The organism is Neisseria sp. P0021.S007 (assembly GCF_051956855.1).
Genome location: NZ_JBQCXA010001154.1, coordinates 1 through 524 on the forward strand (window position 1 = coordinate 1; position 524 = coordinate 524).

The window sequence follows — 524 nt, forward strand, 5'->3', positions numbered from 1 at the left end:
AAGAGGTTGCGGTTCATCGGATGGGCGGGCTGCGCCGTATTTTTGCGTACGTCCGCTTCGTTGATTTCGTAGCTTAAGCCCAAGCCTAATTTGTGTCGGTCGTCAAATTTGTAGGACAGGGTATCGGCGATGCGCCAGCGGTCGATATGCACATCGGCGAAACGGTAGCCGTTGAGGAAATCGCGCATGGCGGTGTGGGTGTTGCGTTCGCCGTTTTGGCTGTCGTTGCGGTAGCTGACGGCGGCGGTGTTGTGGAATTTGCCGAAATCCGCGTCGTGTTTGAGCGAGAAATCATATACTTTGCGGTCAAGTTCTACGAACACTTGCTGCGGCGTGTTATTTGGGCGCAGGGAGTAATTGTCGGCACGGCGTTTGAGTTTGATGACGCCTGCTTCTGCGCTGACCGTATTGCTCAAATCGGCATTGCCCCAACGTGCGTTGAGTTTGGCGATATGGCGTTCGGTGTCCAATGCATCGTTGACGAACTGCGGCTGGCGGTCGTTGTTGATGTCGTCGTGTAGGTA

1 pseudogene is annotated in these 524 nt (G+C 54.8%); it reads right to left on the minus strand.

The features are described from left to right. Positions 1-524 (minus strand): annotated as a pseudogene (locus ACTHUR_RS18015) (TonB-dependent receptor); the annotation flags it as partial.